The organism is Oleiphilus sp. HI0117 (assembly GCF_001635235.1).
Window position 1 is genome coordinate 1 of sequence record NZ_LWGA01000486.1, and the last position, 364, is coordinate 364.

General features: G+C 42.0%; 1 protein-coding gene. It reads right to left on the reverse strand.

Annotated features, from left to right (window positions below):
* Positions 1–347: peptidylprolyl isomerase (locus tag A3757_RS05540; protein ID WP_197469836.1), on the reverse strand; the 347-nt coding region annotated here is incomplete at its 3' end.
* Positions 348–364: the final 17 nt, after the last annotated feature.

Here is a 364-nt window from a genome sequence, read left to right on the forward strand (position 1 = left end):
TCCATTGTTTCAGCCGTATAGTCTAGGAACGTGTTGTCTTTAACATTGATAAAGAACTGTGCAGACGCTGAGTGAGGGTCCATAGTACGAGCCATGGCAACGGTGTAGTTCTTGTTGCTTAGACCATTGTTTGCTTCGTTCTTGATAGTTTCACGGGTAGTTTTCTGGTTCATGCCTGGCTCAAAACCACCACCTTGAATCATGAAGTTACTGATCACTCGGTGGAAGATAACACCGTTGTAAAAACCTTCTTTAACATACTGCTCGAAGTTTTTAGCAGTCACTGGCGCTTTTTCGAAATCTAACTTAAGTGTGATATCACCGTGGTTGGTTTTTAATAAGATCATGAGTCTTGGCTTTCCTG